Source organism: Streptococcus sp. 27098_8_75, assembly GCF_041432475.1.
Classification (GTDB): domain Bacteria; phylum Bacillota; class Bacilli; order Lactobacillales; family Streptococcaceae; genus Streptococcus; species Streptococcus gordonii.
Map to the genome: position 1 here is coordinate 269,804 of NZ_JAPVZR010000002.1, position 18,090 is coordinate 287,893.

Below are 18,090 nucleotides of genomic sequence, written 5' to 3' on the forward strand. Positions count from 1 at the left end.
GATATACCATGAAAACCTACGAAAAACTCTATGATATTCTTAGCCAGGCCGATGATTATGTCAATGGTGAAAAAATAGCCCAAGAGCTAGGGATTACTCGGACCTCTATTTGGAAGGCCATTCAAAAACTTGAGAAAGAAGGCATTCAAATCGAATCAGTCAAGAATCGTGGCTATCGATTGCTTGATGGAGATTTGCTACTTCCTTCTTGGATTGAAGAACACGCTCCTGTTCAGGTTTCCTTCAATCCTGACTGTAAGTCCACTCAGATGGACGCCAAGGCTGGCATGGAGGCCGGACGCCCTGCCGACACTCTCTATCTAGCCTCTGCCCAATCTGCTGGACGCGGCCGTTTTGGCCGAGCCTTTTTCTGTCCCAATCAAGGTGGCTTCTACATGTCTCTCCACCTCAAGCCCAACCTCCCCTTTGACCAGATCCCATCTTATACTATCTTAACTGCGGGAGCCATCTATAAAGCTATAAAAAATTTAACTCTTATGGACATTGACATCAAGTGGGTCAATGATATTTATTTTAAAAATAAAAAGATAGCCGGTATTCTAACAGAAGCTACTACTTCTATCGAGAATGGACAGGTAACTGATGTTATTATTGGAGTTGGCTTTAACTTCTCTATTAAGGATTTTCCTGCAGATCTCAAGGATAAGGCCGGATCATTATTTGATGAGAAACCGCCAATTAGTCGTAATGAGCTCATCGCTGAGATTTGGAAATGCTTTTACGAAAGTGATCCAGAAGAACTCATCTACCTTTACAAACAACATTCCTTGGTGCTAGGGAGGGAAGTCAGCTTCAGTCAAAATAATACTGACTACAAGGGTTTGGCTAAGGACGTTTCTGACAGTGGTCAGCTCCTCGTTCAGCTTGATAATGGTCAGGAAATCTGGCTTAATAGTGGCGAAGTTTCTCTAAGCAGTTGGTAATAGGCCACATAAAATCACAAGATAAAAGGACTGAGTTTTCTCAGTCCTTTTCTTATATTTATTTTAAATGTTTATCAATTTCATCAACAATCCGACCCATGACATAGGAAATCTGAATATTTCGCAAAATCAGAAAGGCCCAGAAAATCGCCATGAAATAGTGTTCCGACATTATGGATTCATTAAAAAAGTATGTTTCAACAGCCGTAAAGAGAGCCACTGTGATAAATTGTCTTCTATTCATAAATGTATTATATCATGAAAAATTCAAAAAATCTTTTATTAGTCTTCTTGCACGGTAATTTTTTCAGCTAAAAAGTCAAATCCTTCTGGAATCAGTTTTTCCTCTCTCTTCTCTTCGACTTCAACTTTACCATTTCTGCTACGAGCCGAGAAATCCGCTCGGATCTTGGTCCATTCTTCTAAGGAAATAGCCAAAATTTCTGGTGAAAACCCTGCTGCGTTGCTAAGAATATTGCCAAACATGGTATTGAGATTGTCTCGCTTCATGGTCTGCTCAGCATTAAAATTAGACTCAAAAGCTAAGATGGCATGGCTTTCATTGGCTGCCACAGGTTGCGAGCCAGCTAATAAAGCCTTGTCCGCCCCAGATAAACTCTCAATGACCTCTCCCCAAGCATTCTGTAGCTTAGTCAGATTGCTACGAGCTAGGCTAGGATTGTCAACAGCTTCCTCCAGTATAGCATTAACTTTATTGCGATCTACACGGTAGCCCTTAGATTTCTGCGGCCGAATATCTGAAGTTTTGATAGGTGCTGCAGGTTTTCCATTGCCATTAGCCAGCTGCTGCTTGAGACTATCAAGCTCTTGCCTCAATCCCTTGAGTTCATCAGCTAGATTATCCGGAATAGCTGCCAACGTAGAATGGCTACTGGTCTCTGCCAGTCGAATGGTCATCATTTCTGTATAAATCTTAGGCTGCAGGCTGTTCTTGATATCAGGCAAACTCTTAGTTGCCATATCAATCATAGCAAAGAGAGTCTCCTGCGGTGTCTTGAGATTTTCCAGAAAGAGCTCACTGGCATGATGATTTTCCCCGCCAGTTTTGACAATGATTAGGTCACGCAGATATTGCAGAAGATCCGTTACGAAACGGGCCATATTTTTTCCGCTGTCAAAAATCAGATTGAGATTATCCAAGGCCGCAACTGAATCATGCGAAATCAAGGCTGCTACATAAGCATCCAAGGCTCCCAAGCTGATAGAGCCTGTGATCTCTTCAGCAATATCAGTGGTCAGACGGTTTTCCTGGGTTAAACTAAGAGCCTGATCAAGGATAGACAGGGCATCCCGCATACCACCTTCTGCTCTACGGGCAATAATCTGCACACCTTCTTGCTCAAAATTAATGCCTTCCTGCTCGAGAATCCACTCAATATGGCCAATAATGTCCTGCGTCTTGATAGACTTAAACTCAAAACGCTGAACACGGGAAAGAATAGTCGCTGGGATCTTATGTAGCTCAGTCGTCGCTAGGATAAAGACCACATTTTCTGTCGGTTCTTCCAAGGTCTTGAGCAAGGCATTAAATGCCCCTGTTGAGAGCATGTGCACCTCGTCAATAATATAGACCTTGTGCTTAGCCATACTAGGTGCATAGGTAGATTTATCCCGAATATCACGAATCTCATCTACCCCATTATTTGAAGCAGCGTCGATTTCTATGACATCTTCAAGGCTTCCCTCAGTAATGGCCTTACAAATATAGCAATCATTGCAGGGCTCGCCGTCCTTTTGATTCGGACAATTCATAGCCTTGGCAAAAATCTTGGCAACACTAGTTTTCCCTGTTCCACGTGGTCCAGAAAAGAGATAAGCATGGCTAATTTTCCCTTGCTCCACAGCCTGTCGCAGAGTGGTTGCCACTACCTGCTGACCCACCAGCTGACCAAAGGTCTGACTGCGGTACTTCCGATATAAAGCTTGATACATTAGGCTTTTTCTCCAAACATTTCAAAATTCCAAATCGTTTTTTCAAGCAAAATCTGGACGAACTTTTCCAGATATTCCTGATCTATCTTATCATAATCGCCTGTCAATGCCGAATCCAAATCTAGCACTCCCAAAAAGTGGCCATCTTTTACCATGGGCACCACAATTTCACTCTTAGCCCGGCTATCACAAGAGATATAGTTGGCATGCTGGCTCACATCGTCTACGATAATCGTTTGCTTTTTCTCAGCAGATTCCCCACAGACACCCTTACCTAAGGCAATATGGACACAGGAAACACCACCCTGAAAAGGCCCCAGAATCAGCTCATTTCCATCAAAAAGATAGAAACCAGTAAAAACCGAATGAGGCAGGGCTTGATTGAGAAGAGCGCTAGCATTGGAAAGATTGGCCAAAGCATTGGTCTCACCATCTAACAAGGCTTCCAGCTGTGCTAATAAAAGTTGATAATTTGAAATTTTATCTTTTGTGTTCATAGAGTCTATTATATCAAAAAAACAGTCTGATGGCCGTTTTTGAAATAAAAATAAGAAGTACAACTAAAATAAACTTTAAACTTTTCGTCAAGTGAAAATCCCAATAGATAAAGCAAAAACATCTCTCACCTTTAAGATTCTATTTACACCTTTTTTGTAAATCATCAATCGCCCGAATAAAAATCTCAGGTTTTTCAGCATGAATATCATGCCCACTCTTGATATTATCTATTAGATGATTGTTCAACAAAAGTTTGTCTACTCGATTAGCATCTTTGTCATCCATAGCACTCAAGAGAATCCCATTTTTATCATAGTAATTCTTCTGATTCAAAGGCCGAGCCACATGAAGCAATATAGATGGACATTGAACTTTTTTCAAGATTTCTTCCTGTTCAAATCCCTTGAACCAAGAAAAATCATAAAATGTTGAGCCAAAACGAAGATCGTAATCTCCTGTTCCATCCTGTAAATTAGCTGTTAAGTCATAGATGAGATTCACTTGTAATTCTGGCGGATAGTACCAAATTCTAGGAATCTTTCCTGGATGATTTTTCATATAGTTCAGAGCTGGTTTTTTGACAATTTTATTAAAATTTTCCTCACCAAAAAGTTTTTTTAAATAAGTATGTTCTAAAAAATAGTCAGTATAATTTTTTTTACCGCTTTTTAAGAAATCATACATATCTTTAAATCCTAACCAAGAAAAAGTAGAAAGTGCTCGACTAGGCTCTGTTGAAAAGAACGGTGCATCTTCTATCAACAGTCCTCTAACAGTATCAGGAGCTAGTGCAGCTACCATTGTTGCCAGAATCCCACCTGATGAATGTCCTGAAATGAACACAGGAGGTTTTATAATATTATGAATAAACCAAATGAAATCCTGACTATTTTCCAGTGCTGAATATTTAGCAGGATTTTTACTAGACCCACCATGTCCATAACAATCTACTGCATATACATGATATCGCTTAGACAATTCTCCAAAAACCTTGGCGTAGTCCTCCCAAGATACTTGCTGGCCATGGATCAGGAGTAAAGGGGGACCATTTTTTGGACCTTCTCCATAATTAATAAGAGATCCATCTGGTAAAGTCACTTGCTTTTCTATCATCCCAGCTTGTCGTATATATTCAAGATTAGCCTTATCATAGTGATGATTGCGATAAGCAAACCACCCTGCACTTACCAATATAACAGCTATCAATATCAAAATAACTAACATCATTGTCCTTTTCATTCATCGCCTGCTACTTTTCTGAAAAATACTTAGGAGTTTCTAGAAAAAATTCGGATCTAATAACGCCAATCCTTGATTTTCATCTCCTAGCAAAAGAAGCTGATCTCCCGCTTTTATTTGAAAAATATTTCGTGCCCGAGGGGGTAAGTGGATTTCACCACGCTCCCCCACCGTTACTGTTCCAAAAATATATTTCCCTTTGATACTAGGAGTTGTCAATAAATTGCTCTCTAAATGTACTAGTTCATCCAAACTCACATCAAAAAAATCAGCGCACTTACCAATATAACAGCTATCAATATCAAAATAACTAACATCATTGTCCTTTTCATTCATCGCCTGCTACTTTTCTGAAAAATACTTAGGAGTTTCTAGAAAAAAATTCGGATCTAATAATGCCAATCCTTGATTTTCATCTCCTAGCAAAAGAAGCTGATCTCCCGCTTTTATTTGAAAAATATTTCGCGCCCGAGGGGGTAAGTGGATTTCACCACGATCCCCCACCGTTACTGTTCCAAAAATATATTTCCCTTTGATACTAGGAGTTGTCAATAAATTGCTCTCTAAATGTACTAGTTCATCCAAACTCACATCAAAAAAATCAGCTAATTGAGAGGAATAAATCACATCTGGAACGCTTTCTCCTGCTTCCCATTTTGCTATAGTCTGCCTTGATACACCTATTTCCTCGGCCAGTTTTTCCTGAGAAATATTCTCTCTTTTTCTTAAAATAGCAATATTTTTAGAAATCATTTTTTAATCTCCTTTTTATGATTACACTGTTAGTATAGCAAAAAAGCTGGTTGCTTCAACCAAGCTTTTCTTACTTTTTATAGACCTTTTGTTAAAATTCGTGGCAAAAATATTTTATTACTCCTCCAAAACCTTCACTTCTTCACCCTCCACAAGCAAAGCTTGACGATTATTTAGGGGAAGGAGATTCAGCTGGTCGCTGTATGTATCCAAAGTAGTCTGGGCACTTTCTACAAAGGGTTCTTCGCCAACATGAGGAAGAACATAAAAATCCACCTCGTTTAATGCCTCTGTACCATTCAGTTCCATAGCAACCGTCTTATCGTCCATGATCTTGTTATAGTCAATGTCCTTAGCTGTGATGATAGCACCAGCGGATTCGCCCACATAAACCATGCCATCCGCAATCTGCTCTTTTATCAAGGACAGAAGTTGCTTTTTCTTAAGTTCTTGCAAAAGGTAAAAGGTATTGCCACCAGAGATATAGAGGAGCTTACTTTGGAAAATCTTAGCTTGAGCTGTTTCTCTATCACAAGCTGAAATATCCAAGACCTCTACTTGAAATCCCAAGTCCTCAAAGGTTTGTAGGGCTTCATCAATATAACCCCTGTACTCTTCTACATTTCCAGCCGTCGGTATAAAAAGTACTTGTTTGCCCAATTGCTTTTCAGATACATATTGTCTGAACAATTCCTTGACTCCCGCAAAATAAGAGCATAAAAATAATTGTTTCATAGGATACCTCCCTTAGTTTTTCACGATTTGATAAAGAATCCATTGACCATTTCTTTGACTATTGAGGAGATGTAGGTCCAAGGCTGTCAAGAAGCTTTCCAGTTTTTCTTGCTTTGTAAAGTCTGGTAGGTAGTAAGCTAATTTGCTCCATTCACATGCCAGTAGAATGGTTCCATCTGGCTTAAGAATCCTCTTAAGTTCTAGGAACGCTTGAGTTAAATCCGACCAATGAAAATGCGTCTGAAAGGCTGTAATCAAATCAAATTCCTCAACAGGAAGATTTGTTTTCTCAACATTTTTCACCTCGAAAGATAGACCAGGCTCAGACAATTCTTCAGCTGATTTGATGGCTGTAGTTGAAATATCAATCCCCAAAACTTGGCTATCAGGAAAGTGCATTTTTAAATACTTCGAGGAGGCTCCATTTCCAACTCCAACATCCAAAATTGAATCAAATTGTTTCTTATAACCCAGCTGACTGACCGACCAAACAACCATGGGCATATAAACACGATTCCATAACTTCATCATCCATAGTCCAATAAAGCCTGATGGTTTCTTAGATTGGTAAATTAAGTAAGGAAAAGCCAGAATAATCATAAGGCCAATCATTGCTAGATAAATCATCTGTCTTCCCTCTCATATCTTCTACCATAAAGCTTTTTAGCTTCTTTAGTGTATTTCTTGATAAAATCCGTCTTGGAATCTGTATAGGCATCCCGATTGTGTTCATACTGTTTCCACAAAGAAAGTTTGAGCTGTTCATAGTTCTTAGCTACAGCAGGGTGCTCCTGTAAATAATCTCTAAAGTAAAGCTCATCATGATCACCTTCATAGCGCAGATGCAGATGGAAAACCCGCTTCGCAAAACCACTCGGTGTGTAGCCCTTATTAAATGACATCCGTCCTTGGCTTTCTGACATGAGGAGATAACCATTTTGTAGCAGCAAGTCTCTCGTTACCGCCATATCTGTTTCTTTGGGAATTTCCAGCATGATGTCCACTATAGGCTTGGCCCAGATGGTCTCTACTGATGTTGAGCCAATATGGCTAAGACGAACAATCTGATGTTCTGGCAAAAAACTCAAAAGCCGAAGTCGCTCCTCCTCATACCAGTCTTTCCACTCATCCTGATGCTCTCTTAAAAAAATCGGAAAAAGTTGCCACAGCTCTTCTAAAGTCATATCCTCTAATGCTTTAGTCATCATCCACTCTCCTTTAGATTCGAATATTCCTTAAACATATTATATCATTATCCAAAACAAAAGAATTGAAATGTCTAACTTTCATAATAAGAAAACACCCTGAGAATTATCCTCAGAGTGCTTATTTTAATCTTTTTTTTGAGCTTTTTCTCTTTCCAATCGTAATTTCCGATTTGGATTAAGACGTGTGAAGAGTTCTTCTAACTTTTCTGCGTTCCAAACGTCTGCTGCTGAGACAAAATTTCCTTTTTCATCACGGAAAGATATTGGTTTATCACCCATTTCAAGCCTCCTTAGTCAACGAATTCAAACTCGAACTTGCCGATGCGAACTAAGTCGCCATCCTTGGCTCCACGAGCACGAAGAGCTTCATCAACTCCCATACCACGAAGCTGACGGGCAAATTTCATAACGGCCTCATCACGGTCAAAGTTGGTCATATTAAAGAGTTTCTCAAGCTTGTCACCTGACAGCACCCAAGTCGCATCATCATCACGAGAGATTTCAAAGGCAGGAGCTTCTTCGTCAAAGCCATAGTAAGCTTCCTCTTCCATTTCAGACTCATCGTAAAGAAGAAATTCAGGTGTCTTATCCAGTAACTCTGCAGTCGCATCCAAGAGGGTTGCAAGGCCTTGCTTAGTCAGACTGGAAATTGGGAAGATTTGTGGCAGTTCCGCAAACTCATCATAATTAGCTGCTAATTTCTCTTTGAATACCTTGAGATTTTCAGCACTATCTGGCATATCCATCTTGTTAGCAACGATAATCTGCGGACGCTCCATGAGACGAAGGTTGTAGGATTCCAACTCTTTATTGATAGCCAGATAGTCCTCATAAGGGTCACGTCCTTCACTCGCTGACATATCGATGACATGAAGAATAACCCGTGTCCGCTCAATATGACGGAGAAACTGGGTTCCCAGTCCGACCCCTTGGCTAGCTCCCTCTATCAAACCCGGTAGATCTGCAACTGCAAAAGACTCGCCAGACTGGGTGCGAACCATGCCTAGATTGGGCACGATTGTCGTGAAATGATAGGCACCGATCTTAGGCTTAGCCGCTGTAATCACGCTAAGCAGAGTGGATTTTCCGACAGATGGGAAGCCGACCAGACCAACGTCTGCTAGGACCTTGAGCTCCAGCAAAAGCTCCCGCTCCTGTCCTGGTTCTCCGTTTTCAGAAATCTCAGGTGCAGGATTTTTAGGCGTTGCAAAACGGATATTTCCACGACCGCCTCGGCCACCACGCGCTACGATAAATTCTTGACCATTTTCTACCAAGTCCGTCAGCACTTTGCCCGTCTCTGCATCACGAACTGTCGTCCCCTGTGGCACTCGAACAATCAAGTCCTCAGCCCCTCGGCCATGCATGCCCTTGGTCATACCCTTTTCACCAGACTGAGCCTTAAAGTGGCGATTATAACGAAAATCCATCAGAGTACGCAGGCCCTCGTCAACGACAAAAACAACATTGCCTCCACGACCGCCATCGCCACCCCAAGGACCACCATTGGGAACGTATTTTTCACGGCGAAAAGCAACCATACCATCACCACCATTACCAGCCTTAACCTGAATCTTGGCTGTATCTAAAAACATACTCATTCTTTCTCTACCTTCTCTTAAATTTCACTTTCATATTCCTAAAAAAAACGCTGAAAGAGCGTTTCGGATTTAAAATTATCTCAAAATAGCGCTGACTGAACTAGCAATAATGGCTCCGACTGTTACCACAATCATGATTACCACAACGACCATTGTTAATTTTTCAAATCCTGTTTTTTTGCGTTTTCCTTCATCTCCAAAAGCCACAATAATTACCTCTTATATTTTTATAGACTTATTCTAACATGATTGATAGTATTTTTCAAATGCTAGTCGCTTCAAATAAAAAAAGAAAGAAGAAAGGCTTGAAAATGATAAACCTTATCTTCTTTCAAATTATTTTGATCACTTAAAAACATACTTCTTTTTTTTTAAGCCATCAATTATTGTTTATTTTTCTTTCTTAAGACTACAAACACACCGCCAAGAATAACCAAAATTGAGACCCCAGCTACTGACAACCAGATCGCTGCTTGCTCACCCGTTTTTGGCAAGGTTGGCTTATTGTCAGCTTTCTTGGTTCCTGGTGTTTTTGGATCTTGTTTATTTGATCCTTTAGGATCTTCTACTTTTGGATCTGGCGTTTTACGACCAGGATCATTCGGATCGCCCCCATCTGGATTGCTTGGTTTATCCTTTCCAGGCTCTCCTGGGTTTGATGGAATAGTTGGCGGATCATAGGTATTAATTAAGTCATAACCTTCAACTTTTGAACTATAGTTTACAATGGCATCTTCACCAATTGTATAGGTAATTTTTTGACCATTTTCATCATTTACTGGAAGACCACTAAATGTGTAGTTCCAGCCATCAGCTTCACTGACAACTTTAGATGCTACTACTTGATTGTTAGCATATAGATTAACTGTAATGCTCTGTGGACGAGTCATGTTTGTATCATTAACCCATGTTTTATGACCTGATACAGAGGTTACTGGTTTGTATGTATTGGTAAAAGTCGCGTCTCCGTCATAAGAAACTGAACCAAATTTTTCGCCCAATACATCAACAACTTTAACTGTTACTTTAACCTCTTTAGCATCATAAGTGTAGCCATCTTCCTGGCCTGGAATTTCTTTAATTACATAGTTGAATGTACCAGCTTGGCTATAGTTGATTGCTGCGAAATTAATAGAACCATCAGCTTCATTAGTAGCTGTCTGTAAAAGTTGCCCCTTGTCATCGTAAAGACCAAAACTAAATTGTCCCTTAGTCAATTCTTTACCGACCAGAGTTTTTTGAGCCTTGATTACAACATCTTTTGAGCGTTCGGCACTTCCATCTCCCGAACCAGCTTCCAATCTAAGTGAGCGATTGATTGTTCGTTCTCCTGGGAAGTTTGTAGCTGACCAAGATAATTTATTATTTACTGTATCACCTACTTTAGTTCCTGGCGCTACACGAGTTGAGTATTCAATATACATTGGCCAATTGTAATTATCACCAAAGTTGATGGTGAATCCATTTACGTCGCCATTTGCATTTTTAGAAAGAACTGCTTTCTTTGTAAAATTGTCAAGTACAGGTAGAGTTAAAAGATGGGCTTCATTACGAATTCCCCCTTGAACTGGTGCATAACGCACAGCTCGTAAACTTCCTGGAACAAGAGTTAAGCCATCACCAAAATTATCAGAAATAACCATTCCACGAAGCATGTCTTGTCGAGCGTTTAAGATGATACGCCATTTAACAATACTTGGGTCTGATTTATCTTGGTAACCATATTTCATCTCGTACTCACCAGCTTGACCATCATCCTTTTTATATTGGAAAGAAAAGTCAGTTTGACCAAAACGGAATGAAACAGGGCCAGACTCTTTGACTGTGTCATTATTTAATCGAACATTGAAATTTAGAGACATTCTCTTATTTTCAGGCAAACGAGAGAAGTAATCACTGAAAGTTACTGTCACCGTCTGATTGTTCGGATCTACTTGAGCGGTACCAACAACTTCACCCTTATCATTTTTGACATCAATGACATTAAAATTCAAAACTGTAATAAGAGTTAACTCTTGAGGCAGCTTCAGAGTAAGGGTATCACCGCTATTAATAGCTTGTGAATCCGGAAAAGTAATGTCACTTGTCACAGCTAAGGTCTCATTTGTCGTAACTGTTGTATCGCTAGTTAGAGGACTACCATTTTTAGTTATAGTAACATTGTTTGTATAGTCAGTAACTTCAGTCGCTTGAGCTGATTTTGTTACACCAAGACCAAAAACAATAGCCGACAACAAAATAAAGAATTTAAGAACAAGATTATTTTTTTCTTTCATTCATTATTCCCTCCTTCATATTTTATTATACCTAAAATACAGAAAAGTAGGAAATGTTTTATAGAAAAATAACAAACAAATCAGTTATAGTACAAGATATATATGTAAATGGATTCATTTCATACAAAAAAGTAGCAAAATCAATGCTACTTCTTTGTTTTCATAGTTATTTATTCAATACCAATTTCTGCACGAACGACATCCGCAATCGTATCAACATAGAAATCAACTTCCTCATGACTTGGAGCTTCCGCCATTACGCGAAGTAATGGTTCAGTTCCACTTGGACGAACTAAAATCCGTCCATTTCCAGCCATTTTTGCTTCCATTTCTTCAATGATTGATTTGATAGCAGGGACTTCCATCGCCTTGTCCTTCATGCAATTTTCTACTCGAATATTGACTAATTTTTGAGGATAAATAGTTACTTCGGATGCAAGTTCTGATAATTTTTTACCAGTCTCTTTCATGATTTTGGTTAATTGTACAGCAGTTAACTGACCGTCACCTGTTGTATTATAATCCATGATAATCACATGTCCAGACTGTTCTCCGCCAAGATTATAGCCAGATTGGCGCATTTCTTCGACTACATAACGGTCTCCAACAGCTGTTACAGCCTTTTGAATTCCTTCTCGATCTAATGCCTTATGGAAACCAAGGTTTGACATAACTGTCGTGACAATAGTGTTTTGAGCCAACTGACCTTTTTCAGATAGATACTTACCGATGATGTACATAATCTTATCACCATCTACCAGCTCACCATTCTCATCCACAGCAATCAGACGATCACTATCTCCATCAAAAGCTAAACCAATAGCTGCGCCAGATTCTCTTACAGTCTCTTGTAAAGCTTCAGGATGAGTCGAACCAACATTCAAGTTAATATTGAGACCATCTGGGTTTTCTCCAATAACAGTCAATTGAGCGCCTAAATCAGCAAAAATCTGACGGGCACTTGTTGAAGCAGCACCATTAGCCGTGTCTAGAGCAACATGCATTCCTTCTAGCTCTAAACCAGTTGAAACTAGGTATTGTTGATACTTGCGTAGTCCTTCTGGATAATCAACAAGAGTTCCGAGTCCCTCAGCACTTGGACGTGGCAAAGTATCTTCAGTCGCATCAAGCAGTGCTTCAATTTCTAGTTCTCGATCATCATCCAATTTATAGCCGTCACCACCAAAAAACTTGATACCATTATCCAGTGCTGGATTGTGGCTGGCAGAAATCATAACTCCGGCGCTTGCTTTTTCTGACTTAACCAAATAAGCTACACCTGGTGTTGCAATAACTCCAAGTTTATAAACATGAATACCAACTGATAAAAGACCAGCTATCAAGGCGCTTTCTAACATTTCTCCTGAAATCCGTGTATCACGTCCAACGAAGACCTTGGGCACTTCACTTTCGTGCTGGCTCAGAACATAACCGCCAAAACGACCTAATTTAAAGGCCAATTCAGGCGTCAATTCCACATTTGCTTCTCCGCGAACACCATCGGTTCCAAAATATTTTCCCATTATTCTATTATTCCTTTCAGGTTATAAACTGTTTTATTAATGATTAGAAGAGCTCGTAGAAGTTGAGCTTGTACTTGTCGAAGATGAACCTGACGTCTTAGTCGTAATCTTCACCGTCGTTTCATAAGGACTAATGACACTTGGTATTGCAGTCCCATTACTGTCTACAGCTCTCAAAGTTGCAACGCCTGTATAATTACCACTAATGACGTCACTCTCTGGTAAGACCGCTTCTACATGGTCAATTCTTTCCATGTAATCCTCATCAGTAAAGACGGTAACCTTCGAATCACCAAAGTTGACACTTGAAATTGAGACTCCCTGAGCAACCTGACTTTCTGTGATAGTGGTCTGTACAGGAAATGTCTTACTCACGCGCTTACCTACTTTTACAGTGATCTTATCAGGATTTACTGTTGCTGTCAGGCCACTAGGTAGATTATTAATGCTTAGTTTCACCTCTGAGATACCTGTCTTAACATTGGTCAGATCAGCTACTATTTTGAATTTCCGAGTACTTTCCTGCATTTCACTGGCCAAGGTCAAGCGATTCGATCCCGTCAAACTAACTGTTGCTTCAGAAGAGAAACCACTTATAAAATATTCATCGCTGTCGTATTTCACGTCAATTGGAACATTTGTAATTGTATTAGTGTATGTTTCAGACTTATTTAAGCGAATATTGGCATTGTTTTGGAAATTGTTTGAGGTTGCATAAACAAATAAGACCAGAGCAAAAAAGATAGAGGAGAGGATATACCAGATATTTTTATAGTTTTTCATTTTCTATGCCCTCCCAATATACGCTGATGCCAACCTTTTTTAACAGGTTGATCAGGAGCCAAAACCTTACGAAGCTCCTCTTCAAATTCCTGCAGAGATAAATCATGCTTGAAGACACCATTGTGAGTGATAGAAATACCTCCAGTTTCCTCTGATACAACAAATGTAAAAGCATCAGAAACCTCAGATAGTCCGATTGCAGCCCGATGCCGAGTACCAAATTCCTTTGAAATCCTTGAATTTTCTGTGAGAGGAAGATAAGCACATGATACAGCAATCTTATTATCTCTGATAATGACTGCACCATCGTGCAAAGGGGTATTGGGGATAAAAATATTAATCAGTAATTCACCTGACACATCCGCATCCAAGGGAATTCCAGTCGAAATATACTCTTGCAAGGTTCTGCTACCTTGAATCGCAACCAAGGCCCCAATTTTACGAGGACTCATATACTCAACAGCTTTGACAAAAGCTTGAATAAGCTTTTCTTCCGAGCTTATAGGAGTTGCTGAAAAAAGATCAGTTGCTCTACCTAAGCGTTCGAGTCCTGTTCGAATTTCTGGAGTAAAAATTACTACAGCTGCAATAACCCCATAAGTGATAACTTGATTAATCAGCCAAGAGATCGTTGCTAGGCCTAGAACATTTGCAATAATTTGTCCTAATACGAAGAGAAAAACTCCACGCAGGAGAATCATAATTTTTGTTCCTGCAACAGCCTTAGTAAAGAAATATAAGATCCAAGCCACCAAAGCAATATCAATGATATTAATCAAAATACTCCAGGGGCTGCCAAACAAACTGGACCAGTACTGGAGATTAGACAATTGTTGAAAATTCATAATCAATCCACCCTATCAAAGAAAACGTTCTTTTCTATTATATCACTTTTAGTAGTTTTTTTCTGTAATCAAATTTACTTTTTATGATAAAATAATTCTTATGAAGATAAATACACTTTTAGGCCTCTGGGCAGGTAAATCCTCCCACTTTGTCCTCAGCAAAATGGGACGTGGATCTACTCTTCCTGGAAAAATTGCCTTAACCTTTGACAAAAACATTTTACAAAACTTAGCTAAGAACTATGAAGTCGTGGTTATTACTGGAACAAACGGAAAGACACTGACCACAGCTTTGACGGTGGGCATTCTCAAGGAAGCTTTTGGAGAAGTTACTACTAATACCAGTGGTGCCAATATGATTACAGGGATTACCACAACCTTCCTGACTGCTAAAAAAGGCAAATCTGGTAAAAATATAGCTGTGCTAGAAATAGATGAAGCCAGCCTATCTCGGATTTGTGACTATATCAAGCCCAGCCTCTTTGTCTTTACCAATATTTTCCGTGACCAGATGGACCGCTATGGTGAGATCTACACAACTTACCAGATGATTTTGGATGCTGCAGCAAAAGTTCCTGAAGCGACAGTGCTAATGAATGGGGACAGCCCTCTCTTTAACTCAGTTAGCCTAAAGAATCCTGTCCGCTACTATGGATTTGACACTGAAAAAAGCCAGGCCCAGCTAGCTCACTATAATACTGAGGGCATCCTCTGTCCCAAGTGCGAGCATATCCTCAAGTATGAGCTCAACACCTATGCCAATCTAGGAGCTTATATCTGTGAGGAATGTGGTTTCAAGCGTCCTAAGCTAGACTACAGCCTGACTGCCCTCAATGCTCTTGAGCATAACCGCTCTGCCTTTACCATTGATGGGCAAGACTATCAGATCAATATCGGTGGGCTCTACAATATCTACAATGCCTTGGCTGCAGTGTCAGTGGCTCAATTCTTTGGAGTTGAGCCTTCTACAATCAAGTCTGGTTTTGATAAGAGCCGAGCTGTCTTTGGCCGTCAGGAAACCTTCAAAATCGGAGATAAAGAGTGTACCCTGGTTTTGATTAAAAATCCAGTTGGTGCTACCCAGGCCTTGGAAATGATTGAGCTTGCACCTTTTGACTTTAGCTTATCTGTCTTGCTCAATGCTAATTATGCGGACGGCATTGATACCAGCTGGATCTGGGATGCTGATTTTGAGAAAATTTTAGCGATGAATATTCCTCATGTCATCGCAGGTGGTGTCCGTCACTCCGAAATAGCTCGTCGACTGCGAGTAACGGGTTATCCAGCAGATCAGATTAGTGAAGTCAAAGACTTAGAAGAAGTTTTCAAGGCCATTGAACAGCAAGAAACCAAGCATGCCTACATCTTAGCAACATATACTGCAATGCTGGAATTCCGAGAGTTGCTGGCAGAGCGTCAGGTTGTTAGAAAGGAGATGAACTAATGGTTTATACATCCCTCACTTCTCCTGATAACCAGGACTACCCTTACGATATTAAAATTGCCCACCTCTATGGAGATCTCATGAATACTTATGGAGATAATGGCAATGTGCTCATGCTTAAATATGTGGCAGAAAAGCTAGGTGCTAGAGTTCAAGTGGATATTGTCTCTCTGGAAGATGGTTTTGACAAGGACAGCTACGACATCGTCTTCTTTGGTGGTGGCCAAGACTATGAACAAACGATCGTAGCTCGTGACTTACCAGCTAAAAAGGATGCCTTAGAAAATTTTATCAACGAAAATGGCGTAGTGTTAGCTATCTGCGGTGGTTTTCAACTCTTGGGAAAATACTATATCGAAGCATCCGGTCGACGGATCGAAGGATTAGGTATCATGGGACATTACACCCTCAACCAGACAAATAATCGCTATATTGGTGATATTAAGATTCATAATGAAGAATTCAATGAGACCTACTATGGCTTTGAAAATCACCAAGGACGTACCTTCCTCTCTGAAGATGAAAAACCTCTTGGAAAAGTCGTCTATGGAAATGGAAACAACCAAGAGGATGGTTGCGAAGGCGTTCATTTTAAAAATGTCTTTGGTTCTTACTTCCATGGTCCCATCTTGTCCCGCAATGCAAACTTGGCCTACCGTCTGGTGACCACAGCTCTGAAAAAGAAGTATGACTCTGATCTTAAATTGGCAGCTTATGAGGACATCTTAGCACTAGAAAAACAGGAAGAATATGGTGATATCAAAAGCAAGGCTGAATTTGAATAAATATATTGGAGAATTATTATGAAAGAAAAACTACATTATATCCTACTTTTAATTACCGTTCTATTGGTTGCTGGTATTTCCTTGGCCAATATGCAGAGCGTCAATGTTAGCTTTATCCTATTTAGCTTCAAACTTCCCTTGATTATATTGATTTTAATCTCAGTACTTCTAGGATCTATTACGACCTTTCTCATCAGCATGGTAAAAAATTTCTCACTGAAAAAAGAGCTTAAGAAAACCAAGGAAGTACTTGAAAACTCACATACAAAAAACTAGGTTGGAAATCCAATCTAGTTTTTTTGTATTCTTTTTTGATAGATATAGGACAGAAAAGCTAGTCCTATCACCCCTAGGCCAATCAGTAGAAAGGAAAGAGTGTGGACACTTGGTAGCATCGTCATCAGAAAAGTCGCAGGAGGCATGAAAAGAATTGCTAGCGTGTAGATAGTCGAGAAAACTCTTCCTAGGTACTGCTTGTCCACCTTGGTCTGAACCTGGCTGAAGAAATGAATGTTGAAAACAGTCATAAAGAGCTCACAGATAAGATTACCAGAATAAGAAAAATAGGGATGAACCGGTAGCAAGGTAGAGACGCCCATGACTGCGACTCCAACACCTGTCAATAGCAGGGCTACAAGTAAGTTGCCCATACTGGCCTTAACCTTGCTGGCTAGAATGGCTCCAATGATTGAGCCTACAGCACCCAAACTCAGAATGCTTGCATAAGAGCCAGTCTTACCGTAGAGCTGATTGGTAAAAGGCAATAGATAATTAAAGGCCGCAAAGAAAAAATTGACTGCCGAAGCTACCAAGAGCAGAAAGAAGATTTCTTTTTGCTGACTGATATAGACTAAACCTTCCTTGATATCTCTCAGGATATTTCCAAGATTGATGGGAGACTTCTGCTTGCTTGGCTCATGATTGGGCAGAAAGTAAACCAAGGCAAAAGCCAGAAAGAAGCTAAGGGCATCCAGCTGAAGGGTCATGCGCAGATTCGCATACTGCATCACGATAAAAGATAAAACTGGGGCTGAGACACTGATAACCTGCAAGGCCAATTCCAGATGAGAATTGTAAGCCACGATGTCTTCTTTGTCCACAATTTCGGTAATATAAGACTTATTAGCTGGTCGAGAAAAAGCAAAGGCTATAGCCTGAACCACATTAGCAAAAATCAGCGCTCCAATCATGAGCTGGTCATTAGAAATAAAAGAAATCAGCAAACAAAGACAGGCACAAATCAAATCTGTTACCATCAGCACCTTCCGTCTGGAAAAGCGGTCCGCAATGGCTCCACCAAAAGGATTGAATAAGATGGAAGTAACTAGCTCTGATATCTGGTAAATGCCCAAGACCGTCTGCCCCAGAGCTCCCAAAGAAGCAAGCCAGATACTATTTCCATAGTCATAAAGCATATTCCCAATTTTATTAATAGCAGCCCGTGTAATAAGCTGTGCTGCCTGTCGATTCATAAAAATACCTCCTTCCATTTCTGAAACTATT

General features: G+C 40.0%; 21 protein-coding genes. 4 read left to right on the top strand and 17 right to left on the bottom strand.

Annotation, left to right across the window (positions count from 1 at the left end; all coding sequences use genetic code 11):
• The first annotated feature begins 8 nt into the window (after nucleotides 1-8).
• Nucleotides 9-944, top strand: a complete 936-nt coding sequence (gene birA, locus O3640_RS04505; RefSeq protein ID WP_125367004.1) for a bifunctional biotin--[acetyl-CoA-carboxylase] ligase/biotin operon repressor BirA — start codon at nucleotides 9-11, stop codon at nucleotides 942-944.
• A gap of 58 nt (nucleotides 945-1,002) precedes the next feature.
• On the opposite strand, the gene O3640_RS04510 is transcribed toward birA, so the two are convergent.
• From O3640_RS04510 to cdaA, 16 genes are all read right to left on the bottom strand, one after another.
• On the bottom strand, nucleotides 1,003-1,188 hold the full coding sequence (locus O3640_RS04510; protein ID WP_008808893.1) for a DUF3272 family protein: 186 nt from the start codon (nucleotides 1,186-1,188) through the stop codon (nucleotides 1,003-1,005).
• A 38-nt stretch (nucleotides 1,189-1,226) separates the two neighbouring features.
• Nucleotides 1,227-2,897, bottom strand: a complete 1,671-nt coding sequence (gene dnaX / locus O3640_RS04515; protein ID WP_082307709.1) for a DNA polymerase III subunit gamma/tau — start codon at nucleotides 2,895-2,897, stop codon at nucleotides 1,227-1,229.
• A complete protein-coding gene (locus O3640_RS04520; protein ID WP_082307710.1) occupies nucleotides 2,897-3,394 on the bottom strand; it encodes a GAF domain-containing protein in 498 nt (165 codons plus the stop codon). The genes dnaX and O3640_RS04520 overlap by 1 nt, the downstream gene beginning before the upstream one ends.
• 139 nt (nucleotides 3,395-3,533) lie before the next feature.
• Nucleotides 3,534-4,634 (bottom strand): alpha/beta fold hydrolase, encoded by a 1,101-nt coding sequence (locus O3640_RS04525; protein ID WP_371586778.1) that lies wholly within the window; start codon nucleotides 4,632-4,634, stop codon nucleotides 3,534-3,536.
• Nucleotides 4,635-4,673: 39 nt separating this feature from the next.
• Nucleotides 4,674-4,970, bottom strand: a complete 297-nt coding sequence (locus tag O3640_RS04530) for an AbrB/MazE/SpoVT family DNA-binding domain-containing protein (protein ID WP_081106673.1) — start codon at nucleotides 4,968-4,970, stop codon at nucleotides 4,674-4,676.
• A 6-nt stretch (nucleotides 4,971-4,976) separates the two neighbouring features.
• Nucleotides 4,977-5,387, bottom strand: coding sequence for a helix-turn-helix domain-containing protein (locus O3640_RS04535; RefSeq protein WP_045634994.1), 411 nt, complete (start codon nucleotides 5,385-5,387; stop codon nucleotides 4,977-4,979).
• A gap of 117 nt (nucleotides 5,388-5,504) precedes the next feature.
• The gene (locus O3640_RS04540; RefSeq protein WP_045773707.1) at nucleotides 5,505-6,122 is read right to left on the bottom strand and encodes a Type 1 glutamine amidotransferase-like domain-containing protein; all 618 of its coding nucleotides are present in this window, start codon (nucleotides 6,120-6,122) and stop codon (nucleotides 5,505-5,507) included.
• A 12-nt stretch (nucleotides 6,123-6,134) separates the two neighbouring features.
• Nucleotides 6,135-6,749, bottom strand: coding sequence for a class I SAM-dependent methyltransferase (locus tag O3640_RS04545; protein ID WP_046165757.1), 615 nt, complete (start codon nucleotides 6,747-6,749; stop codon nucleotides 6,135-6,137).
• On the bottom strand, nucleotides 6,746-7,327 hold the full coding sequence (locus tag O3640_RS04550; protein ID WP_060970346.1) for a GrpB family protein: 582 nt from the start codon (nucleotides 7,325-7,327) through the stop codon (nucleotides 6,746-6,748). Before O3640_RS04550 ends, O3640_RS04545 begins: the two co-directional genes overlap by 4 nt.
• 126 nt (nucleotides 7,328-7,453) lie before the next feature.
• The gene (locus tag O3640_RS04555) at nucleotides 7,454-7,609 is read right to left on the bottom strand and encodes a hypothetical protein (protein ID WP_008808901.1); all 156 of its coding nucleotides are present in this window, start codon (nucleotides 7,607-7,609) and stop codon (nucleotides 7,454-7,456) included.
• 11 nt (nucleotides 7,610-7,620) lie between these two features.
• Nucleotides 7,621-8,931, bottom strand: a complete 1,311-nt coding sequence (gene obgE, locus O3640_RS04560) for a GTPase ObgE (RefSeq protein ID WP_012000342.1) — start codon at nucleotides 8,929-8,931, stop codon at nucleotides 7,621-7,623.
• A 75-nt stretch (nucleotides 8,932-9,006) separates the two neighbouring features.
• Nucleotides 9,007-9,138, bottom strand: a complete 132-nt coding sequence (locus O3640_RS04565) for a DUF4044 domain-containing protein (RefSeq protein WP_268723184.1) — start codon at nucleotides 9,136-9,138, stop codon at nucleotides 9,007-9,009.
• Between the two features lie 176 nt (nucleotides 9,139-9,314).
• The gene (locus O3640_RS04570; protein ID WP_012000339.1) at nucleotides 9,315-11,207 is read right to left on the bottom strand and encodes a Cna B-type domain-containing protein; all 1,893 of its coding nucleotides are present in this window, start codon (nucleotides 11,205-11,207) and stop codon (nucleotides 9,315-9,317) included.
• 170 nt (nucleotides 11,208-11,377) lie between these two features.
• Nucleotides 11,378-12,730, bottom strand: coding sequence for a phosphoglucosamine mutase (gene glmM / locus O3640_RS04575; RefSeq protein WP_045773711.1), 1,353 nt, complete (start codon nucleotides 12,728-12,730; stop codon nucleotides 11,378-11,380).
• A gap of 36 nt (nucleotides 12,731-12,766) precedes the next feature.
• Nucleotides 12,767-13,513 carry a YbbR-like domain-containing protein gene (locus O3640_RS04580; RefSeq protein ID WP_045635001.1) on the bottom strand — a complete coding sequence of 249 codons (747 nt, stop codon included), beginning with the start codon at nucleotides 13,511-13,513 and terminating at the stop codon, nucleotides 12,767-12,769.
• Complete coding sequence (gene cdaA, locus O3640_RS04585; RefSeq protein ID WP_268723183.1) at nucleotides 13,510-14,358, bottom strand: diadenylate cyclase CdaA; 849 nt, start codon at nucleotides 14,356-14,358, stop codon at nucleotides 13,510-13,512. Before cdaA ends, O3640_RS04580 begins: the two co-directional genes overlap by 4 nt.
• A 100-nt stretch (nucleotides 14,359-14,458) precedes the next feature.
• On the opposite strand from cdaA, the gene murT reads away from it, so the two are divergent.
• From murT to O3640_RS04600, 3 genes are read left to right on the top strand one after another with little or no spacing between them, the layout of a single operon-like run.
• Nucleotides 14,459-15,802: a lipid II isoglutaminyl synthase subunit MurT gene (murT, locus tag O3640_RS04590; RefSeq protein ID WP_268723182.1), complete on the top strand. Its 1,344-nt coding sequence runs from the start codon at nucleotides 14,459-14,461 to the stop codon at nucleotides 15,800-15,802.
• Nucleotides 15,802-16,587, top strand: coding sequence for a lipid II isoglutaminyl synthase subunit GatD (gene gatD, locus O3640_RS04595; protein ID WP_268723181.1), 786 nt, complete (start codon nucleotides 15,802-15,804; stop codon nucleotides 16,585-16,587). The genes murT and gatD overlap by 1 nt, the downstream gene beginning before the upstream one ends.
• An 18-nt stretch (nucleotides 16,588-16,605) precedes the next feature.
• Complete coding sequence (locus O3640_RS04600) at nucleotides 16,606-16,863, top strand: lipopolysaccharide assembly protein LapA domain-containing protein (protein WP_060970345.1); 258 nt, start codon at nucleotides 16,606-16,608, stop codon at nucleotides 16,861-16,863.
• 14 nt (nucleotides 16,864-16,877) lie between these two features.
• Here O3640_RS04600 and O3640_RS04605 read toward each other — a convergent pair whose 3' ends face one another.
• Nucleotides 16,878-18,059: an MFS transporter gene (locus O3640_RS04605; RefSeq protein WP_060970344.1), complete on the bottom strand. Its 1,182-nt coding sequence runs from the start codon at nucleotides 18,057-18,059 to the stop codon at nucleotides 16,878-16,880.
• Nucleotides 18,060-18,090 lie beyond the last annotated feature (31 nt).